This is a genomic window from Dryocola boscaweniae, assembly GCF_025215095.1.
Taxonomy (GTDB): Bacteria; Pseudomonadota; Gammaproteobacteria; order Enterobacterales; family Enterobacteriaceae; genus Dryocola; species Dryocola boscaweniae.
The window spans coordinates 208,404-225,459 of record NZ_JALHAP010000075.1 but is presented as its reverse complement, the minus strand read 5'-3'; the positions used below and the strand labels follow the sequence as shown (position 1 = coordinate 225,459).

The 17,056-nt window shown below is 51.4% G+C and carries 14 protein-coding genes; 9 read left to right on the top strand and 5 right to left on the bottom strand.

The features are described from left to right. Positions 1-14 precede the first annotated feature (14 nt). From cyoA to MUA00_RS08060, 3 genes are all read right to left on the bottom strand, one after another. Positions 15-962 carry a cytochrome o ubiquinol oxidase subunit II gene (gene cyoA / locus MUA00_RS08070; RefSeq protein WP_271122580.1) on the bottom strand — a complete coding sequence of 316 codons (948 nt, stop codon included), beginning with the start codon at positions 960-962 and terminating at the stop codon, positions 15-17. Positions 963-1,439: 477 nt separating this feature from the next. Further along, the gene (ampG, locus tag MUA00_RS08065; protein ID WP_271122579.1) at positions 1,440-2,915 is read right to left on the bottom strand and encodes a muropeptide MFS transporter AmpG; all 1,476 of its coding nucleotides are present in this window, start codon (positions 2,913-2,915) and stop codon (positions 1,440-1,442) included. A 48-nt stretch (positions 2,916-2,963) separates the two neighbouring features. Then, positions 2,964-3,542: a lipoprotein gene (locus MUA00_RS08060; protein ID WP_271122578.1), complete on the bottom strand. Its 579-nt coding sequence runs from the start codon at positions 3,540-3,542 to the stop codon at positions 2,964-2,966. A 304-nt stretch (positions 3,543-3,846) separates the two neighbouring features. Here MUA00_RS08060 and bolA point away from each other — a divergent pair, with 304 nt between their 5' ends. The 9 genes from bolA (at position 3,847) to MUA00_RS08015 (ending at position 14,533) form a co-directional block, all read left to right on the top strand. Next, positions 3,847-4,164 carry a transcriptional regulator BolA gene (gene bolA / locus MUA00_RS08055; protein WP_271122577.1) on the top strand — a complete coding sequence of 106 codons (318 nt, stop codon included), beginning with the start codon at positions 3,847-3,849 and terminating at the stop codon, positions 4,162-4,164. A gap of 358 nt (positions 4,165-4,522) precedes the next feature. Continuing rightward, the gene (tig, locus tag MUA00_RS08050; protein WP_271122576.1) at positions 4,523-5,821 is read left to right on the top strand and encodes a trigger factor; all 1,299 of its coding nucleotides are present in this window, start codon (positions 4,523-4,525) and stop codon (positions 5,819-5,821) included. A gap of 317 nt (positions 5,822-6,138) precedes the next feature. Continuing rightward, positions 6,139-6,762, top strand: coding sequence for an ATP-dependent Clp endopeptidase proteolytic subunit ClpP (gene clpP, locus MUA00_RS08045; RefSeq protein WP_271122575.1), 624 nt, complete (start codon positions 6,139-6,141; stop codon positions 6,760-6,762). Positions 6,763-6,895: 133 nt separating this feature from the next. Further along, the gene (gene clpX / locus MUA00_RS08040) at positions 6,896-8,170 is read left to right on the top strand and encodes an ATP-dependent protease ATP-binding subunit ClpX (RefSeq protein WP_167612151.1); all 1,275 of its coding nucleotides are present in this window, start codon (positions 6,896-6,898) and stop codon (positions 8,168-8,170) included. A 242-nt stretch (positions 8,171-8,412) separates the two neighbouring features. Then, on the top strand, positions 8,413-10,767 hold the full coding sequence (gene lon, locus MUA00_RS08035) for an endopeptidase La (protein WP_271122574.1): 2,355 nt from the start codon (positions 8,413-8,415) through the stop codon (positions 10,765-10,767). 208 nt (positions 10,768-10,975) lie between these two features. Continuing rightward, positions 10,976-11,248 (top strand): nucleoid-associated protein HU-beta, encoded by a 273-nt coding sequence (gene hupB / locus MUA00_RS08030; protein WP_008454620.1) that lies wholly within the window; start codon positions 10,976-10,978, stop codon positions 11,246-11,248. Between the two features lie 355 nt (positions 11,249-11,603). Then, the gene (gene ppiD, locus MUA00_RS08025; RefSeq protein ID WP_271122573.1) at positions 11,604-13,478 is read left to right on the top strand and encodes a peptidylprolyl isomerase; all 1,875 of its coding nucleotides are present in this window, start codon (positions 11,604-11,606) and stop codon (positions 13,476-13,478) included. Positions 13,479-13,628: 150 nt separating this feature from the next. Then, a complete protein-coding gene (locus MUA00_RS08020) occupies positions 13,629-14,015 on the top strand; it encodes a ComEA family DNA-binding protein (protein WP_271122572.1) in 387 nt (128 codons plus the stop codon). 119 nt (positions 14,016-14,134) lie between these two features. Continuing rightward, positions 14,135-14,533 (top strand): YbgC/FadM family acyl-CoA thioesterase, encoded by a 399-nt coding sequence (locus MUA00_RS08015; protein ID WP_271122571.1) that lies wholly within the window; start codon positions 14,135-14,137, stop codon positions 14,531-14,533. Positions 14,534-14,571: 38 nt separating this feature from the next. Here MUA00_RS08015 and queC read toward each other — a convergent pair whose 3' ends face one another. Both queC and MUA00_RS08005 read right to left on the bottom strand, forming a co-directional pair. Further along, a complete protein-coding gene (queC, locus tag MUA00_RS08010) occupies positions 14,572-15,267 on the bottom strand; it encodes a 7-cyano-7-deazaguanine synthase QueC (RefSeq protein WP_271122570.1) in 696 nt (231 codons plus the stop codon). Between the two features lie 73 nt (positions 15,268-15,340). Next, positions 15,341-17,044 (bottom strand): SgrR family transcriptional regulator, encoded by a 1,704-nt coding sequence (locus MUA00_RS08005; protein WP_271122569.1) that lies wholly within the window; start codon positions 17,042-17,044, stop codon positions 15,341-15,343. Positions 17,045-17,056 lie beyond the last annotated feature (12 nt).

Sequence of the window (17,056 nt, the reverse complement as noted above, 5' to 3'; positions counted from 1 at the left end):
TATTCCTCGGCCCCTTAGTGAGAGGTTTCCGCGTGACTCATGTCCATGCCTTCCATACCTTCATGAGAGGCTTGCTCACCTTCCGGTTGGGTCATGTCCATGCTCTTCCCGTGTCCCATGAATTTGTCGATAACATCTTTAAACAAATCAGGTTTAACAGCGGAGAAGTATTCGACTTTGTTGTATTCGCTCGGTGCTGCCAGCTTCTCGTATGTCGCCATATCGCTCATGACGTTTGGAGATTGTTTCGCTTTGGCAACCCATTGGTTAAAGGTATCCATGTCTGGCGTAGCTATTGCTTTGAACTTCATGCCAGAGAAACCTTTACCGCTGTAGTTAGACGAAATACCGTCGTAGGTGCCCGCTTCGTCTGCAATCAGGTGCAGTTTGGTCTGCATGCCTGCCATTGCATAGATTTGGCTACCCAGGCGCGGAATAAAGAAGGAGTTCATCACCGAGTTAGAGGTGATTTTGAATTCCACCGGAGTGTTGGCCGGGAAGGCGATTTCATTAACCGTAGCAATACCCTGCTCTGGATAGATGAAGAACCATTTCCAGTCCATGGCGATAACTTCGATGGTCACCGGTTTTGCTTCGTGAGTCAGCGGTTTGCTTGGCTCAAGGGCATGGGTAGTTTTCCAGGTCAGTACCGCGAGGAAAATGATGATGAGGATGGGAATCGTCCAGACTACAGCTTCAACTTTGTTGGAGTGTGACCAGTTGGGGCTGTATTTGGCGTCTTTGTTTGAAGCCCGATATTTCCAGGCAAAACCGATAGCCATCGCGATAGCTGGGATAACGACAATCAACATTAGCCCGAGAGCTGTCAGTATCAACGAACGTTGTTCCAGTCCAATCTGTCCTTTGGGGTCAAGAAGTGCAGAATCACAGCCACTGAGTAGAAAAGCGCTTGTGATTAATGACAACCATCCCAAACTTTTATTGTATTTCCTGAGTCTCATTTAACGACCTCAATTCCAGGGAGCTCTATTGTCGTTTAAAGTGTGCCGGCATTTTACGGGAAGGTTACATTACTGTAAACATGAATGGCGTAGTGTCAGTGGGGTGTTACCGGGTTCTGCCGCCAATGTCACACGAAATGCAACAAACTGTAAAATCGGGCATCCGACGCCTTCTCCAGCGAGTTATAACAAAAACCTATGCCGGAGGTTAATGACAAGGTCAATTGGTATAACCAATCATTTTAATAAACACTAAATTAACAATTTGGTATCAATTAGGATACGAAAAAATTTCAAATTAATTTCGCACCGGGCTGAATCGTTAAAGGCAAAACGTGCGATTCCCGCCCTGGTAATATTTTTAAAAAACAGTGTTCACTGCGAGTTAATAATTGTAGACGATATATTTTGATGTTTATTTAGCCGTAATAATCACGATACTAAATAAATAAGGCGTGGTTATTTTTCCTCCATCGCTCAGAGCAATGCCGTTTTGCGAAGAGCCAGATAGTCCAGCAGGCCGCCAAATACCACTCCGCCGATAGCAAACACCGCACCCCATTCCAGAATCTGCAGATTAAACGCCCAGTTTGTCAGACCCGTTGAGTTGGTTATCAATATCACCAGCCAGATGGCAAGAAGCGCACAGCCTAAGGTTAGTGCCCGGAGCGCAAAGCGGTAGGCCGAAGTAAATTCGCTGCGCGGCATAAAGCTTTCCGTTTGTTGAGTGTATTCCAGCGTGGATTTACACACTAAAAGCAAAAGTATGCCCGGCACTGCGGCAAACACGGAGAACAGATAGAAGGTCGGCCAGCCGTGAGCTTCAACAAACCAGCCAGCAATAGGTCCGACGTAAACACGGCCTACGGCGGATAGCGCTGAAAGCAGAGCAAATTGGGTAGCAGAAAACGACTTGTTGCACAGCGTCATCAACAATGCGACAAAAGCTGCCGTGCCCATCCCGCCGCAGAGGTTTTCAAAGAAAACCGCAGCCGCCATGCTGAACATTTGCTTATCGGTGATGGAAAGGAGCCAGTAACCGGCATTGGAAACGCCCTGCAGAATGCCAAAAATAAGTAACGCCCGAAATAGCGTCAGACGTTGCATAAGCACGCCGCCGTAAAGCGCGCCGAGGATAGTTGCGAATAGCCCAAGCGTTTTATTCACTACGCCTACTTCACCAGCATCAAAACCGACGCCGCGAATCAGGAACGTGGTGGTCAAGCTCATGGCGAAAGCATCGCCAAGTTTGTACATCACGATCAGCAACAGGATCAGCCACGCGTTATTACGTCCGAAAAAATCTCGTAGCGGGGCGACTACCGCCTGTTCAAGGCTGCGTGGAACAGGGATGGCATCGGTCGGCTCCGGGGCCAGAAGGGTTGCGATGATACAGGGTACCAGCAACGCCGCCATCAGCCAGTAGGTCGCCTGCCAGCCGAGGTAACGGTCAGCAAGCCAGAGTGCGAGCCCGCCGGAAACCAACATTGCCAGACGATAGCCAAGCACGCTGATTGCCGCGCCGGTGCCGCGTTCTTCGGCTGAAAGCACATCTGTTTTCCAGGCGTCGAATACGATGTCCTGCGAGGCGGAGCAAAAAGCGATAATGACCGCAAGCGCGGCCATCCAGCGAAGCTGGGTGCCCGGCTCCAGAAAGCCCATAGCGGCAATCGCAATTAAAAGCAGAACTTGCGTGATCAGCAGCCAGCCACGGCGACGCCCCAACAGCGGCGGCGTATATCTGTCCATCACCGGCGACCAGAGGAACTTAAAGACGTAAGCCTGACCAACGAGCGAGAAAAAGCCGATGGTTTTTAGATCGATATTTTCGACCGTCATCCAGGCTTGCAGAGTGCCGGAAGTTAATGCAAGGGGAAGCCCGGAGGCAAAACCAAGGATCAGAAGAATGGCTGATTTTGGCTGCTGGAAGATACGTAAATACTGATTGGCCATGCTTAGCTCTGACTATCAGCCCGCCTGACGCGGGCTGACGGGGATAAATTAACGTGCGTTCTGTTTAATAAAATCGTGAACGCTGGTGTCCTGGGCCATATCCGCAATGGTATCGGTCAGCACGGAGTTAACCGCATTGGCGATATTCTTGTTGGTCGCCTGGAACGCTCCTTCTACGTTATAGCTGGAACGGTAGTTCTTCGTCATCTTATTGCCGTTCTGAGCGGTTGCGATAATCGAGATATCCGCTTTGGTCGCAATATTGTAGCGTACGTTACCCTGGGAGACGTCCGCATACAGTTGGTTGACGACTATCTGTAAAGCAACCGGGCTGCTTGGGCCAATCATATAGCCGCGCGCGCTCATCTGTTTTTCCAACACTTCTTGCAGCAGGAAACGCAGGTCGCGGGATGGGGTAAGGGTAACCAGTTGGTTATCACGTGTAACTTTAGCCAGCGCCTGATCGGCGCGTTGATCGGCGCCGTTGATGCTGACGGTCACGCCCATCAGGCTTGGATCCTGCTGTGGCAGATTGATGGTTGGTGACACTTCAATGGTGGTCGGTGGCGTTGCACAGCTGGCCAGCATAAAAATGGCGACCAGCGGGAAGAATAATTTTTTTAACATGTTCGCTATCTCAATGTACTCAAAGGGGCGGGCAGAAAAAAACACGTCATCATAACACTGCGGTTGCCCAGTGGAAGTGCTTAACGCACGGAATTTCATCGCGTTGCGCTTTTAATGAGCGTTAACAAAGCTATCAGACCGTTTTCGCACTGAATAATACCTTAATAGCATTAAGCTACAGAGGGTTGGCAAAGGAAATCGGACGAAAGCTAAATAATTGTTGGAATTACGTTATTAAAACGGTTAAAAGCGGCTAAGATTTAAAGGGATGAGTGGCATCCGGGCGTAGTTGAGGAGAAAGTTCATGATGATACGCGAGCAAATAGAAACAAAACTAAGGGCAGCGTTCGAACCTGTGTTCCTGGAAGTCGTGGATGAAAGCTATCGTCACAATGTCCCGGCTGGTTCAGAAAGTCATTTTAAAGTTGTGTTAGTCAGCGATCGCTTTGTGGGCGAACGTTTTTTGAATCGCCATCGTCTGATCTATGGAACCTTAAGTGAAGAGCTTTCCAGTACCGTTCATGCTCTGGCTTTGCATACTTACACAATTAAAGAGTGGGAAGGATTGCAGGACACCATTTTTGCCTCGCCGCCGTGTCGCGGAGCAGGCTCCATCGCCTGAAAATAACCTTTTCGGGTTTGCAACCAGGGGAGCTTTTCCTTTATGTTGCTCTCTGTTAACTGCGTTTCTCAAAACGGCCTGCGGGCCGTTTTGTTTTGTCTTTAATGCCCGGCTTTTTTGCGGGGATTAGACAATAAATTCCAACAAAGTGTGAAAAAGGCCGCAGCGACGTTATGTCGCCGTTCTCGACTCACCTTAGTGATGCCGCTATAATGCTGCGTCTTATTTTTCGGAATGTCTTCGGGACGATTCTGACGACAGGGAATGTGATTCTGATACAGAAGGCATCCCGGTTCTGTGAAGCAATATTGAGGGCTTCCAGAGTTGACCGAGCACTGTGATTTTTTGAGGTAACAAGATGCAAGTTTCAGTTGAAACCACTCAGGGCCTTGGCCGCCGTCTCACGATTACTATCGCTGCAGACAGCATCGAAAACGCTGTAAAAAGCGAGCTGGTCAACGTGGCAAAGAAAGTCCGTATTGACGGCTTCCGCAAGGGTAAAGTACCGATGAGCGTTGTCGCTCAACGTTACGGCGCTTCTGTTCGCCAGGACGTGCTGGGCGAACTGATGAGCCGCAACTTCATTGATGCGATCATCAAAGAAAAAATCAATCCAGCAGGCAGCCCGAACTATGTTCCGGGCGAATACAAACTGGGCGAAGATTTCACTTACTCCGTCGAGTTTGAAGTATACCCGGAAGTTGAACTGCAGGGTCTGGAAGCAATCGAAGTTGAAAAACCGGTTGTTGAAGTAACTGACGAAGACGTTGATACCATGTTGGATACCCTGCGTAAGCAGCAGGCAACCTGGAAAGACTCTGACGCTGCTGCAACCGCAGAAGACCGCGTAACTATCGACTTCACCGGTTCCGTGGATGGCGAAGTATTCGAAGGCGGTAAAGCGTCTGACTTCGTGCTGGCTATGGGCCAGGGTCGTATGATCCCAGGCTTCGAAGACGGTGTAGTCGGTCACAAAGCTGGCGAAGAGTTCACTATCGAAGTGACCTTCCCGGAAGATTACCATGCTGAAAACCTGAAAGGTAAAGCGGCTAAATTCGACATCGTTCTGAAGAAAGTTGAAGAGCGTGAACTGCCGGAATTTACGGAAGAATTCATCAAGCGTTTCGGCGTTGAAGATGGTTCTGTAGCGGGTCTGCGTGCTGAAGTGCGTAAAAACATGGATCGTGAGCTGAAAGGCGCTGTGCGTAACCGCATTAAGTCTCAGGCAATCGACGGTCTGGTTAACGCGAACAACATCGACGTGCCAGCGGCGCTTATCGACGGCGAAATCGACGTTCTGCGCCGCCAGGCAGCTCAGCGCTTCGGCGGCAATGAGCAGCAAGCTCTGGAACTGCCACGCGAGCTGTTCGAAGAACAAGCTAAGCGTCGCGTAGTGGTTGGCCTGCTGCTGGGCGAAGTTATTCGTACCCATGAGCTGAAAGCTGACGAAGCGCGCGTTAACGCTCTGATCGAAGAAATGGCTTCTGCCTACGAAGATCCGAAAGAAGTTGTTGAATTCTACAGCAAGAACAAAGAACTGATGGACAACATGCGTAACGTTGCTCTGGAAGAACAAGCGGTGGAAGCGGTGCTGGCGAAAGCGAAAGTTTCAGAAAAAGCGACTTCCTTTAGCGAACTGATGAACCAGCAAGCGTAAGCATAATTTTCGGCATCACCGCCAAAATTTTGCTGCATCAAGCCCGTCACCCACAAGTGGCGGGCTTTTTTTATCTGCTGCATGGCATCTTTGCGACGAATAATCCGAACTTTCAGGGTTAGCGTAACAAGAAAAGGTTGTTATGCTTGAAACAGGGCAAAGCTATCCCCATAACGTAGGGCATGGCTCCAAAATATGACCCTGACTGATAATCCGTCCATTAAAGGCAACGGACGCAAGGAGCGTAGTCTTCTTTTCGCGTCTCAAGTAGAATCAGTACAGTAGGTTAGAAGGCTTAATTACTCCAGGAGACGGAAATGTCATACAGTGGCGAACGAGATCAATTAGCACCCCATATGGCCCTGGTGCCGATGGTTGTTGAACAGACATCACGTGGTGAGCGTTCATACGATATTTATTCCCGTCTGCTCAAGGAACGTGTCATCTTCATGACCGGACAGGTCGAAGATCATATGGCTAACCTGATTGTGGCGCAGATGCTGTTTCTGGAAGCGGAAAACCCGGAAAAAGACATCTATCTCTACATTAACTCACCAGGTGGCGTAATTACGGCAGGTATGTCTATCTACGATACCATGCAATTTATTAAACCGGACGTCAGCACCATTTGTATGGGACAAGCTTGTTCTATGGGGGCTTTCCTGCTGACTGCCGGGGCGAAAGGCAAGCGTTTCTGCCTGCCAAATTCGCGAGTGATGATTCACCAACCGCTGGGCGGCTATCAGGGGCAAGCGACGGACATCGAAATCCATGCCCGTGAAATTCTGAAAGTTAAAGCCCGTATGAATGAACTTATGGCGCAACACACCGGCAAATCTCTTGAAGAAATCGAAAGAGACACCGAGCGTGACCGTTTCCTCGCAGCCCACGAGGCGGTAGAGTATGGCTTAGTTGACTCGATCCTGACTCACCGTAACTAATGCCCGAAAACAGTGGGCCATAGACTATAGTAAAAGTAATGGCTCATTGAGCGCTTACGATTGGCTGTGCCGCAATAATGGCACTTGCGTCGTCCAGAACGGTGCAAAGAAACAGAAAAGAGGTTTTGACTTTATGACAGATAAGCGCAAAGACGGTTCAGGCAAACTTCTGTACTGCTCTTTTTGCGGCAAAAGCCAGCATGAAGTGCGCAAACTGATTGCCGGGCCGTCAGTGTATATCTGCGATGAGTGTGTCGACTTATGTAACGACATCATTCGCGAAGAGATCAAAGAAGTGGCTCCGCACCGCGAGCGTAGCGCGCTGCCGACGCCACACGAAATTCGTCACCATCTGGATGACTATGTCATCGGTCAGGAACAGGCGAAAAAGGTTCTGGCGGTGGCGGTTTATAACCACTACAAGCGCCTGCGCAACGGCGACAGCACCAACGGCATCGAACTGGGCAAAAGCAACATTCTGCTCATCGGGCCGACCGGTAGCGGGAAAACCCTGCTGGCTGAAACCCTGGCGCGTTTGCTGGATGTACCTTTCACCATGGCTGACGCCACCACGCTTACCGAAGCGGGTTACGTGGGTGAAGATGTGGAAAACATCATCCAGAAGCTGCTGCAGAAATGCGACTACGATGTGCAAAAAGCACAGCGCGGTATCGTTTATATCGATGAGATTGACAAAATCTCCCGCAAATCTGACAACCCGTCCATCACCCGCGACGTATCCGGTGAAGGCGTGCAGCAGGCGTTGTTGAAACTGATTGAAGGTACCGTGGCTGCGGTTCCGCCGCAGGGCGGACGCAAACATCCGCAGCAAGAGTTCCTGCAGGTTGATACCTCCAAGATTCTGTTTATCTGCGGCGGTGCGTTTGCAGGTCTCGACAAAGTGATTGCCAACCGTGTTGAAACCGGTTCAGGCATTGGCTTTGGCGCGACGGTAAAAGGCAAATCAGAAAAAGCGAGCGAAGGCCAACTGCTCGGCCAGGTTGAGCCAGAAGATCTGATCAAGTTTGGTCTGATCCCTGAGTTCATCGGTCGTCTGCCGGTTGTTGCAACCTTGAGCGAACTGAGCGAAGAAGCCCTGATCCAGATTCTGAAGGAGCCGAAAAACGCCCTGACCAAGCAGTACCAGGCGTTGTTCAATCTGGAAGGCGTGGAGCTGGAATTCCGCGACGAAGCGCTGGATGCTATCGCCAAGAAAGCGATGGCGCGTAAAACCGGCGCTCGTGGTCTGCGTTCTATCGTTGAAGGCGCGCTGCTTGATACCATGTACGATCTTCCTTCCATGGAAGACGTCGAAAAAGTGGTTATCGATGAGGCCGTGATCGACGGGCAGACTAAACCGCTATTAATTTACGGTAAGCCGGAAGCCCAGCAAGCATCCGGTGAATAATTCGCCAAAATAACCAGTCAGTTAGTGTGAAAAGGGGGATTTTTATCCCCCTTTTATTTTTCCTGCATTTCCGGCATTGAATGCTCGGGAAACATCCCCATATACTGACTTACTTGTTGGTGATGCCATGATGCCCGTCATCCTTCAGGCGGCAGCGTATCGGCTGCACCCGGAACGATTTAAGGTATAAACAGAGGACATCGCCCCATCACCTGGCGGAAATTAAACTAAGAGAGAGCTCTATGAATCCTGAGCGTTCTGAACGCATTGAAATCCCCGTATTGCCATTGCGCGATGTGGTGGTTTATCCGCACATGGTTATTCCATTGTTTGTCGGGCGTGAAAAATCCATTCGCTGCCTGGAAGCGGCCATGGACCACGATAAAAAAATCATGTTGGTGGCGCAAAAAGAGGCTTCAACGGATGAGCCGGGTGTGAATGACCTGTTCTCGGTGGGCACCGTTGCATCTATTTTGCAAATGCTGAAACTGCCGGATGGCACGGTTAAAGTGCTGGTGGAAGGTCTACAGCGCGCGCGTATTACCACGCTTTCTGACAATGGCGATCATTTCGCAGCCCAGGCCGAATACCTCGACTCGCCGGTTATTGAAGAGCGCGAGCAGGAAGTTCTGGTACGCACAGCCATTAATCAGTTTGAAGGCTACATCAAGCTGAACAAAAAAATCCCGCCAGAGGTGCTGACATCGCTTAACAGCATTGACGATCCCGCACGTCTGGCAGACACTATCGCCGCACATATGCCGTTGAAATTAACGGATAAACAGTCTGTGCTTGAGATGTCCGATATTAACGAACGTCTTGAATATCTGATGGCGATGATGGAATCAGAAATCGATCTGCTGCAGGTTGAGAAACGCATTCGCAACCGCGTTAAAAAGCAGATGGAAAAAAGCCAGCGCGAGTACTATCTGAATGAGCAAATGAAAGCGATTCAGAAAGAACTGGGCGAAATGGACGACGCGCCGGACGAAAACGAAGCGCTGAAACGCAAAATCGACGCGGCGAAAATGCCGAAAGAAGCGCGTGAAAAAACCGAAGCGGAACTGCAAAAACTGAAAATGATGTCGCCGATGTCTGCGGAAGCAACCGTGGTGCGTGGCTATATCGACTGGATGGTGCAGGTGCCGTGGAATGCGCGCAGCAAGGTGAAAAAAGATCTGCGTCAGGCTCAGGAAGTTCTGGATACGGACCACTACGGTCTGGAACGCGTGAAAGACCGCATCCTGGAATACCTCGCAGTGCAAAGCCGCGTAAACAAGCTCAAAGGGCCAATCCTGTGCCTGGTTGGGCCTCCAGGCGTGGGTAAAACCTCTCTGGGTCAGTCCATTGCGAGAGCAACGGGGCGCAAATATATTCGTATGGCGCTGGGCGGCGTGCGTGATGAGGCTGAAATTCGCGGTCACCGTCGCACCTATATTGGGTCGATGCCAGGCAAGCTGATTCAAAAAATGGCGAAAGTGGGCGTTAAAAACCCGCTGTTCCTGCTTGATGAGATCGACAAAATGTCTTCGGACATGCGTGGCGATCCGGCATCCGCTCTGCTGGAAGTGCTTGATCCAGAACAGAACGTTGCCTTTAACGATCACTACCTGGAAGTCGATTACGATCTCAGCGACGTGATGTTTGTTGCGACTTCTAACTCCATGAACATTCCGGCACCGCTGCTGGATCGTATGGAAGTTATTCGTCTGTCCGGTTATACCGAAGACGAGAAGCTTAATATCGCCAAACAACACCTGCTGCCGAAGCAGATTGAACGCAACGCCCTGAAAAAAGGCGAACTGACTGTAGAAGATAGCGCCATCACCGGCATTATTCGTTACTACACTCGTGAAGCCGGCGTGCGTAGCCTGGAGCGTGAAATCTCCAAACTGTGCCGTAAAGCGGTGAAACAGTTGCTGCTGGATAAAACGCTCAAGCACATCACCATCAACGGCGACAACCTGAAGGATTTCCTTGGGGTTCAGCGCTTTGATTATGGACGTGCAGACAGCGAAAACCGCGTAGGGCAGGTAACGGGTCTGGCGTGGACAGAAGTCGGCGGCGATCTGCTGACTATCGAAACCGCGTGCGTGCCGGGCAAAGGCAAGCTGACCTATACAGGTTCTCTCGGCGAAGTTATGCAGGAATCTATCCAGGCAGCGCTAACCGTTGTACGTGCGCGTGCGGAAAAATTGGGCATCAACGGCGACTTCTACGAAAAACGTGATATCCACGTTCACGTTCCGGAAGGCGCGACACCGAAAGATGGCCCAAGCGCGGGTATCGCAATGTGTACGGCGCTGGTTTCCTGTCTGACAGGTAACCCGGTACGTGCGGACGTGGCAATGACGGGTGAAATCACTCTGCGTGGCCAGGTCCTGCCAATCGGCGGGCTGAAAGAAAAACTGCTTGCAGCTCACCGCGGCGGCATTAAAACCGTGCTGATTCCGGACGAAAATAAACGCGATCTGGAAGAAATTCCGGACAACGTTATTGCCGATTTGGATATCCACCCGGTTAAACGCATTGAGGAAGTTCTGGCCCTTGCTTTGCAGAATGAGCCCTACGGAATGCAGGTTGTGACCGCAAAATAGTGACCTGACGCAAATACAGTCAATAAAATCAGAGCTGGTAGGTGAATTGTCACTTGCCAGCTTTTTTTTGTATCGCTAAGTTAGACAGCGGTTGGTATGTCACCAACAACGGGTGTTGTGTGGCCATGACAGGCCTGATATAACTGCTGCGCGGTCGTACTTTGAAGGATACGGGTACGATATAAATAATAACGAGAGGAAGAGAAGAGTGAATAAATCTCAACTGATAGACAAAATTGCCGCAGGTGCTGATATTTCTAAAGCTGCGGCTGGACGTGCGTTAGATGCTGTTATCGCTTCTGTTACTGAATCTCTGCAGTCCGGGGAAGACGTAGCACTGGTTGGCTTTGGTACTTTTGCTGTTAAAGAGCGTGCTGCCCGTACAGGCCGTAACCCTCAAACCGGTAAAGAGATCACCATCGCTGCCGCAAAAGTCCCGGGTTTCCGTGCGGGTAAAGCGCTGAAAGACGCGGTTAACTGAGTTTTCGTACAGTTATAAATATTTAGCCGTTAGATTTCGGGTTACAGGCAGGTTGCCTGGGAGTGAATCCCCAGGAGCTTACCAAGGTAAGTGACTGGGGTGGAAGAGTGCAGCCAACCCCCCCTGTAACTTGAAAGATGGCGGGTATAACCGTAAAGCTTTGTCAGGGCGCATCATCAGATGTGCCTTTTTTGTTTTTGGCATCCTAATTTTACTCTTGCTTGATGATTTGAGACGGGTTTCTTGTCACAATACCCTCTTGCGCGCAGCGGTACAGCAGTACGCGTTATCAGGGATGCCATTTAGCGACTGCGCAGGGTTTACCATTCACACTACAGTGGAGTGTTGTTACACCATGATGGACAATTTACGTACGGCGGCCAATCACGTCGTACTCAAGATAATCTTCGGTATCATTATCGTGTCATTCATTTTGACTGGCGTGGGTGGTTACCTGGGTGGCGGTAGCGCCAATTACGCCGCAAAAGTTAACGGCCAGGAAATTGGTCGCGGGCAGTTCGAAAATGCGGTAGCCAGTGAACGTAATCGCCAGCAGCAGCAATTAGGTGAACAGTTCTCCGCGCTTGCTTCCAGCGAAGGCTACATGAAGCAAATGCGCCAGCAGGTACTGTCCCGCATGATTGACGAAGCCCTGATGGACCAGTATGCCAAACACCTCGGCCTGGGCATCAGCGACGAACAAATTAAACAGGCCATTTTTAAAGAACCGGCTTTCCAGAACAACGGCAAATTCGACAACGCCCGTTACAACGCCATCATCAGCAATATGGGCATGTCAGCGGATCAGTACGCGCAGGCGCTGCGCAATCAACTGACTACGCAGCAGCTCGTTAGCGCTGTTGTAGGCACAGATTTCATGTTGACCGGCGAAACCGATGAGCTGGCCGCCCTGGTAGCCCAGGAACGTCTGGTGCGCGAAGCCACCATTGATGTGAATGCGCTGGCAGCGAAGCAGGAAGTTTCCGAGCAGGAAATCACCAGCAGCTACGAGCAAAACAAAAACAATTACATCGCGCCTGAGCAGTTCAAAGTCAGCTATATCAAACTGGACGCTGCCTCAATGCAGCAAACCGCATCGGAAACAGACATCCAGTCTTACTACGATCAGCATCAGGATGAATTCACCCAGCCGCAGCGCAGCCGCTACAGCGTGATTCAGACTAAAACTGAAGCGGAAGCGAAAGCTGTTTTAGATGAACTGAACAAAGGCGGCGACTTCGCGGCGTTGGCCAAAGAGAAATCAGCCGACATCATCTCTGCCCGTAACGGCGGCGATATGGGCTGGCTGGAGCCAGGTACGACGCCTGAAGAACTGAAAAATGCCGGTCTGAAAGATAAAGGCCAGCTTTCCGGCGTTATCAAATCTTCCGTTGGTTTCCTTGTGGTTCGCCTGGATGATATTCAGCCTGCGCAAACCAAGCCGCTGTCAGAAGTTCATGACGCGATTGCTGATAAAGTGAAGCAAGAGAAAGCGGTTGATGCTTACTACGCGCTGCAGCAGAAGGTAAGCGACGCTGCGAGCAACGACAACGAATCTCTGGCGGGCGCCGAACAGGTTGCGGGCGTTAAAGCGGTGGAAACAGGCTGGTTTAGTCATGACAATCTGCCAGCGGAGCTGAACTTCAAGCCGGTCTCAGACGCTATCTTTAACGGCGGTCTGGTGGGTGAAAACGGTACGCCGGGCAGTAACTCTGACATCATCACCGTTGACGGCGACCGCGCGTTCGTTCTGCGCGTCACCGAGCACAAAGCGGAAGCCGTTAAGCCTCTGGCTGAAGTGCGCGAGCAGGTTATCGCTCAGGTGAAGCATCAGAAAGCCGAACAGCAGGCGAAGCTGGACGCAGACAAGCTGCTTAACGAACTGAAGCTTGGTAAAGGCGATGCAGCGATGAAAGCCGCTGGTTTGAGCTTCAGCGCTGCCAAAACGCTGACCCGCACAGGCCAGGATCCTATCAGTCAGGCCGCTTTCACATTGCCTCTACCTGCTAAAGACAAGCCGGTCTACGGCGTGGCTAACGATATGCAGGGCAACGTGGTGCTGTTAGCGCTGGACGAAGTGAAAGCCGGTACCATGCCTGCGGAACAGAAAAAAGCGATGGTTCAGGGGATCACCCAGAACAACGCTCAGATCTCCTTTGAAGCGCTGATGACGAATCTGCGTAAAGAAGCGAAGATCAAAATGGGCGACGTTGTCGACCAGCAGCAGTAATCCTCAGCGTTACTCGCATTTCGTTGCAACGTAATGCAACAACTAAAGGCCGCTTTCGCGGCCTTTTCCACATTTTCACTTTGGCATTTGTTCACGTTTTTTCCGCCCGGTAAGGTGGCCTGGCTGCTAAACACACAAGGAGGAAACAGCATGAAGTCAGGTATGAAATCTTTTTATCTAGCCTTAACGCTTATCGGCGTAAGCGCCTGTTCACCGGCTTACGCGGTTCCTGCAACCGCGAAAAACGAGGCTACAGCACAACTTTCCACTCCGGCGGAAAATGGCGCAGCAAAAGCTCCTGCGCTCAAGGCTGCTGACCCAAAAACTGTGGATGTAAACGATGGCGTGGTGAGTATTAACACCGCCAACGCCGAAGAGCTGGCTCGGGTCATTAATGGCGTTGGGCTTAAAAAAGCCCAGTCCATCGTGAGCTACCGTGAAGAATACGGTCCGTTTAAAGAACTGGATCAACTGCAGGAAGTGCCAGGGATTGGCAGTGCGCTGGTGGAACGTAACCGCGCGCATCTTAAACTTTGATGGATAGTGCGCATCGGCTCGCGTAGTCAGAAAATTTTGCTACGCTAAATGACAGGTCGTACCAGTTGGCGCGACCTGTTCATTTTACCTGCTCATTACAATTAAAAGGCCATTGCGATATGCAGACTCAAATTAAAGTTCGCGGCTACCACATGGACGTTTACCAGCATGTGAATAACGCCCGCTATCTGGAATTTCTTGAAGAAGCCCGCTGGGAAGGGCTGGAAAAGACCACCGGCTTTCAGTGGATGACGGAGCACAACATCGCTTTTATCGTGGTGAACATCAACATCAGCTATCGTCGTCCTGCAGTGCTTGGCGATGTGCTGCGCATCACCAGTAGCCTGCAGCAGCTAAACGGTAAGAGCGGCGTATTAAGCCAGGTCGTTACGCTTGAGCCAGAAGGGCAGGCGGTGGCAGATGCATTACTGACTTTTGTCTGTATAGATCTGAAGACCCAAAAATCAGTGCCCATTGAAGGTGAATTGCGCGAAAAGCTCGAACAGATGATGGAGTGAGGCACAGGGCGTGGCAACCTTCACGCCCGGAATCAGGGCTACTTAAGACCGGTTTTCTGCTTCATGGCGGCCATCACCATTGGCTTATCAGCCAGGTAGCGATGCAGGCCATTAGCACGTAAATGACATGCCGCGCACTCGCCGCAACCATCGCCCCGAATACCGTTATAGCAGGTGAGCGTTTCATGGCGCACAAGGTCAAGCTGTTGCCAGTAATCGGCCAGCGCCCATGTTTGCGCTTTATCAAGCCACATCAGCGGCGTTTCAAAGCGGATATCGCGAGCCATACCCAGGCTTACCGCATGGTTGAGCGCTTTAACGAATTCGTCGCGGCAATCTGGATAGCCCGAAAAATCAGTTTCACAAACGCCGGTAATAACGGCTTCGGCTTCAACCTGATAAGCATAAATAGCCGTCAGGGTCAGGAACAGAATGTTACGGCCCGGTACAAAAGTGCTGGGGATGCCGTTTTCCTGCGGATCGTAATTCGGCACCGGAATGCTGTCGCGGGTCAGGCTGCTGACGGCCAGTTCGTTAAGCAAGGTGACATCCAACACCTTGTGGGCGCGGGCGCCCAGTTTCAGTGCGAGTTCACGCGCAACGTCGATCTCAGCGCGATGGCGTTGACCATAATCAAACGTTACACAGTGAACTTCATCATACTGCTGTAAAGCCTGAATCAGGCAGGTTGTAGAATCTTGCCCACCGCTGAAGACGACGACTGCACGTTTCATGAATAATCCTGTCATTCGAAAGTAATTTTACGGGCCATATGGTAACGCCCCCGCGAATGGCTGCCCAGTTTCTTCACATTATTGACGGCGGCGGCAGCCAGGCCTGGGTAAAATCGAACCAGCCCCAGGCGTTAAGTTCAATGCCGTTAATGCCCGGCGGGGCGCTGATCTGATAGCGGTAGTTAAACAATGGCGTGACGATGGCATCCTGCATCAACGAGCTAAACACCGCCTGTAAACCAGCATAGCGATCGGTATCAGCGGGATGAGCCTGCACAGCGTCAAGGGTGGCCTGCAGATGCGCATACTGGCTAGCGGTTAATACATGCGGCCAGAGCAGATCGCTGCGCAACCACTGTTCGAGCGTATATTCCGGCGCTTCGCCAATCAGCCTGTCACCCATCACAATATCCGCGTCGGCCAGTCGTTCGCAGCCGGCCCAGTTTTTTGCGTCATGAAATATCAGCATCAGCTCACAGCCGAGCGCTGCCAGATATTGCTTAAGCTGTTGAGCCATCGCATGAAGTTCTACCGGCAGATGGTAAATCAGCGTCAACCGGCGGGGCAGTTTCACCGCATCCTGATTTTCCCACTGCGGCATAGTCCAGCCAGGGATCATTTCTGTGCTTGGCGTAATTAAAGATTCTTCTACCGGCAGCGTATCGATCACTTCATGATGCCGCACGATCTGCATCAGCGTTCTGGCCTGATCGCGCGTCAGATTGCCGTTTTGCTTAACGGCCAGATAGCAGAAACCGAGGCTGATACTGTTTCTCACCGGTCGCAGGTGCACAAGCTCGTCCTGTTGCCCGATGGCGATTTGCACCGGGTGACGGCAACTGGTGCCTAACGTCGCTTCGAAAAGCTGAGGGGTTATCCAGTACTCGACGGCTTTCAGCAACGAATGGTTCAGGTGATAACTTTCGTGGCTTTCAATACGCACCAGGTTCTCTTTAAAGCTTACGATACGAAATGCCCCGCAGCCAAGCTGCGTATCTTCCGGGTGAGCAAGCCGGCTGCAATAGCTTGCCAGGCGCCAGGGCAGCCAGTAATCCGGGCGATGCAATACAAAGCGCAGGCATTGGGCATGAGGCTGTTCGACAGATTTTACGCTGACAAACAGACGGCGCATGGCGGGGAGAGCAAGCAGCATCAGCAGACGCTGCTGTAGCTGCGCGGTTTCCACCGCCTCGCCGTTATGCCAGTGCAGCGTTGAACGGATAAAAAAGTGCCAGCTCAGCCCATCATCTGAAACCTGCCAGTGGTGAGCCAGATCAGGCTGCGGCAGCCCACTGTTGGTCACAAAACGCGTCAGCCCGGAAAAAATTTGTCCGGCAAGATGCTGTTCGGCCCGCCCCGGCAGGAAGCCCGGCTGCAGCGGTTCAAGTGGTCGATAGTAGGGAATGCGCAGGGTCGGCGTATCGTTTTGCCATTGCCCGCCAAGGAAAGGCTGCAACAGATGGCGAAGCTGTTCGGGGGCGATTTGTGCCAGTTCCAGCGCGTTCTGATGCTGCCCTTTGTGCAAAACTTCTTCCATCATTCCTGAGCGCACGCTGTCCGGGGTGACTAAAAAAGTCAGCTCGCCGCGTTTGCCACGTCCCGACTGCGCGCGCCACGTTAACCAGCCTGCGTCTTCCAACTGGTTCAGCAGGGTACGAACATGGCGCTCGCTGCAAAAGCACCGGGCGGCAAGTTCAGCCACGGTTGCCTGAACGGGTTCGCCCGCCGAGGGCTGCCACAATCTCTGGTATTGATTAAGCCGATTTAACAAACGCATAATTAAACCCGG

What these genes read in the sequence shown, in the direction of transcription:
- bolA (WP_271122577.1), top strand. Translation starts at nt 3,847, where the DNA reads ATGATGATACGCGAGCAAATAGAAACAAAACTAAGGGCAGCGTTCGAA.
- MUA00_RS08005 (WP_271122569.1), bottom strand. Translation starts at nt 17,044, where the DNA reads ATGCGTTTGTTAAATCGGCTTAATCAATACCAGAGATTGTGGCAGCCC.
- ampG (WP_271122579.1), bottom strand. Translation starts at nt 2,915, where the DNA reads ATGGCCAATCAGTATTTACGTATCTTCCAGCAGCCAAAATCAGCCATT.
- tig (WP_271122576.1), top strand. Translation starts at nt 4,523, where the DNA reads ATGCAAGTTTCAGTTGAAACCACTCAGGGCCTTGGCCGCCGTCTCACG.
- MUA00_RS08060 (WP_271122578.1), bottom strand. Translation starts at nt 3,542, where the DNA reads ATGTTAAAAAAATTATTCTTCCCGCTGGTCGCCATTTTTATGCTGGCC.
- queC (WP_271122570.1), bottom strand. Translation starts at nt 15,267, where the DNA reads ATGAAACGTGCAGTCGTCGTCTTCAGCGGTGGGCAAGATTCTACAACC.
- cyoA (WP_271122580.1), bottom strand. Translation starts at nt 962, where the DNA reads ATGAGACTCAGGAAATACAATAAAAGTTTGGGATGGTTGTCATTAATC.
- lon (WP_271122574.1), top strand. Translation starts at nt 8,413, where the DNA reads ATGAATCCTGAGCGTTCTGAACGCATTGAAATCCCCGTATTGCCATTG.
- clpP (WP_271122575.1), top strand. Translation starts at nt 6,139, where the DNA reads ATGTCATACAGTGGCGAACGAGATCAATTAGCACCCCATATGGCCCTG.
- ppiD (WP_271122573.1), top strand. Translation starts at nt 11,604, where the DNA reads ATGATGGACAATTTACGTACGGCGGCCAATCACGTCGTACTCAAGATA.
- MUA00_RS08015 (WP_271122571.1), top strand. Translation starts at nt 14,135, where the DNA reads ATGCAGACTCAAATTAAAGTTCGCGGCTACCACATGGACGTTTACCAG.
- MUA00_RS08020 (WP_271122572.1), top strand. Translation starts at nt 13,629, where the DNA reads ATGAAGTCAGGTATGAAATCTTTTTATCTAGCCTTAACGCTTATCGGC.
- clpX (WP_167612151.1), top strand. Translation starts at nt 6,896, where the DNA reads ATGACAGATAAGCGCAAAGACGGTTCAGGCAAACTTCTGTACTGCTCT.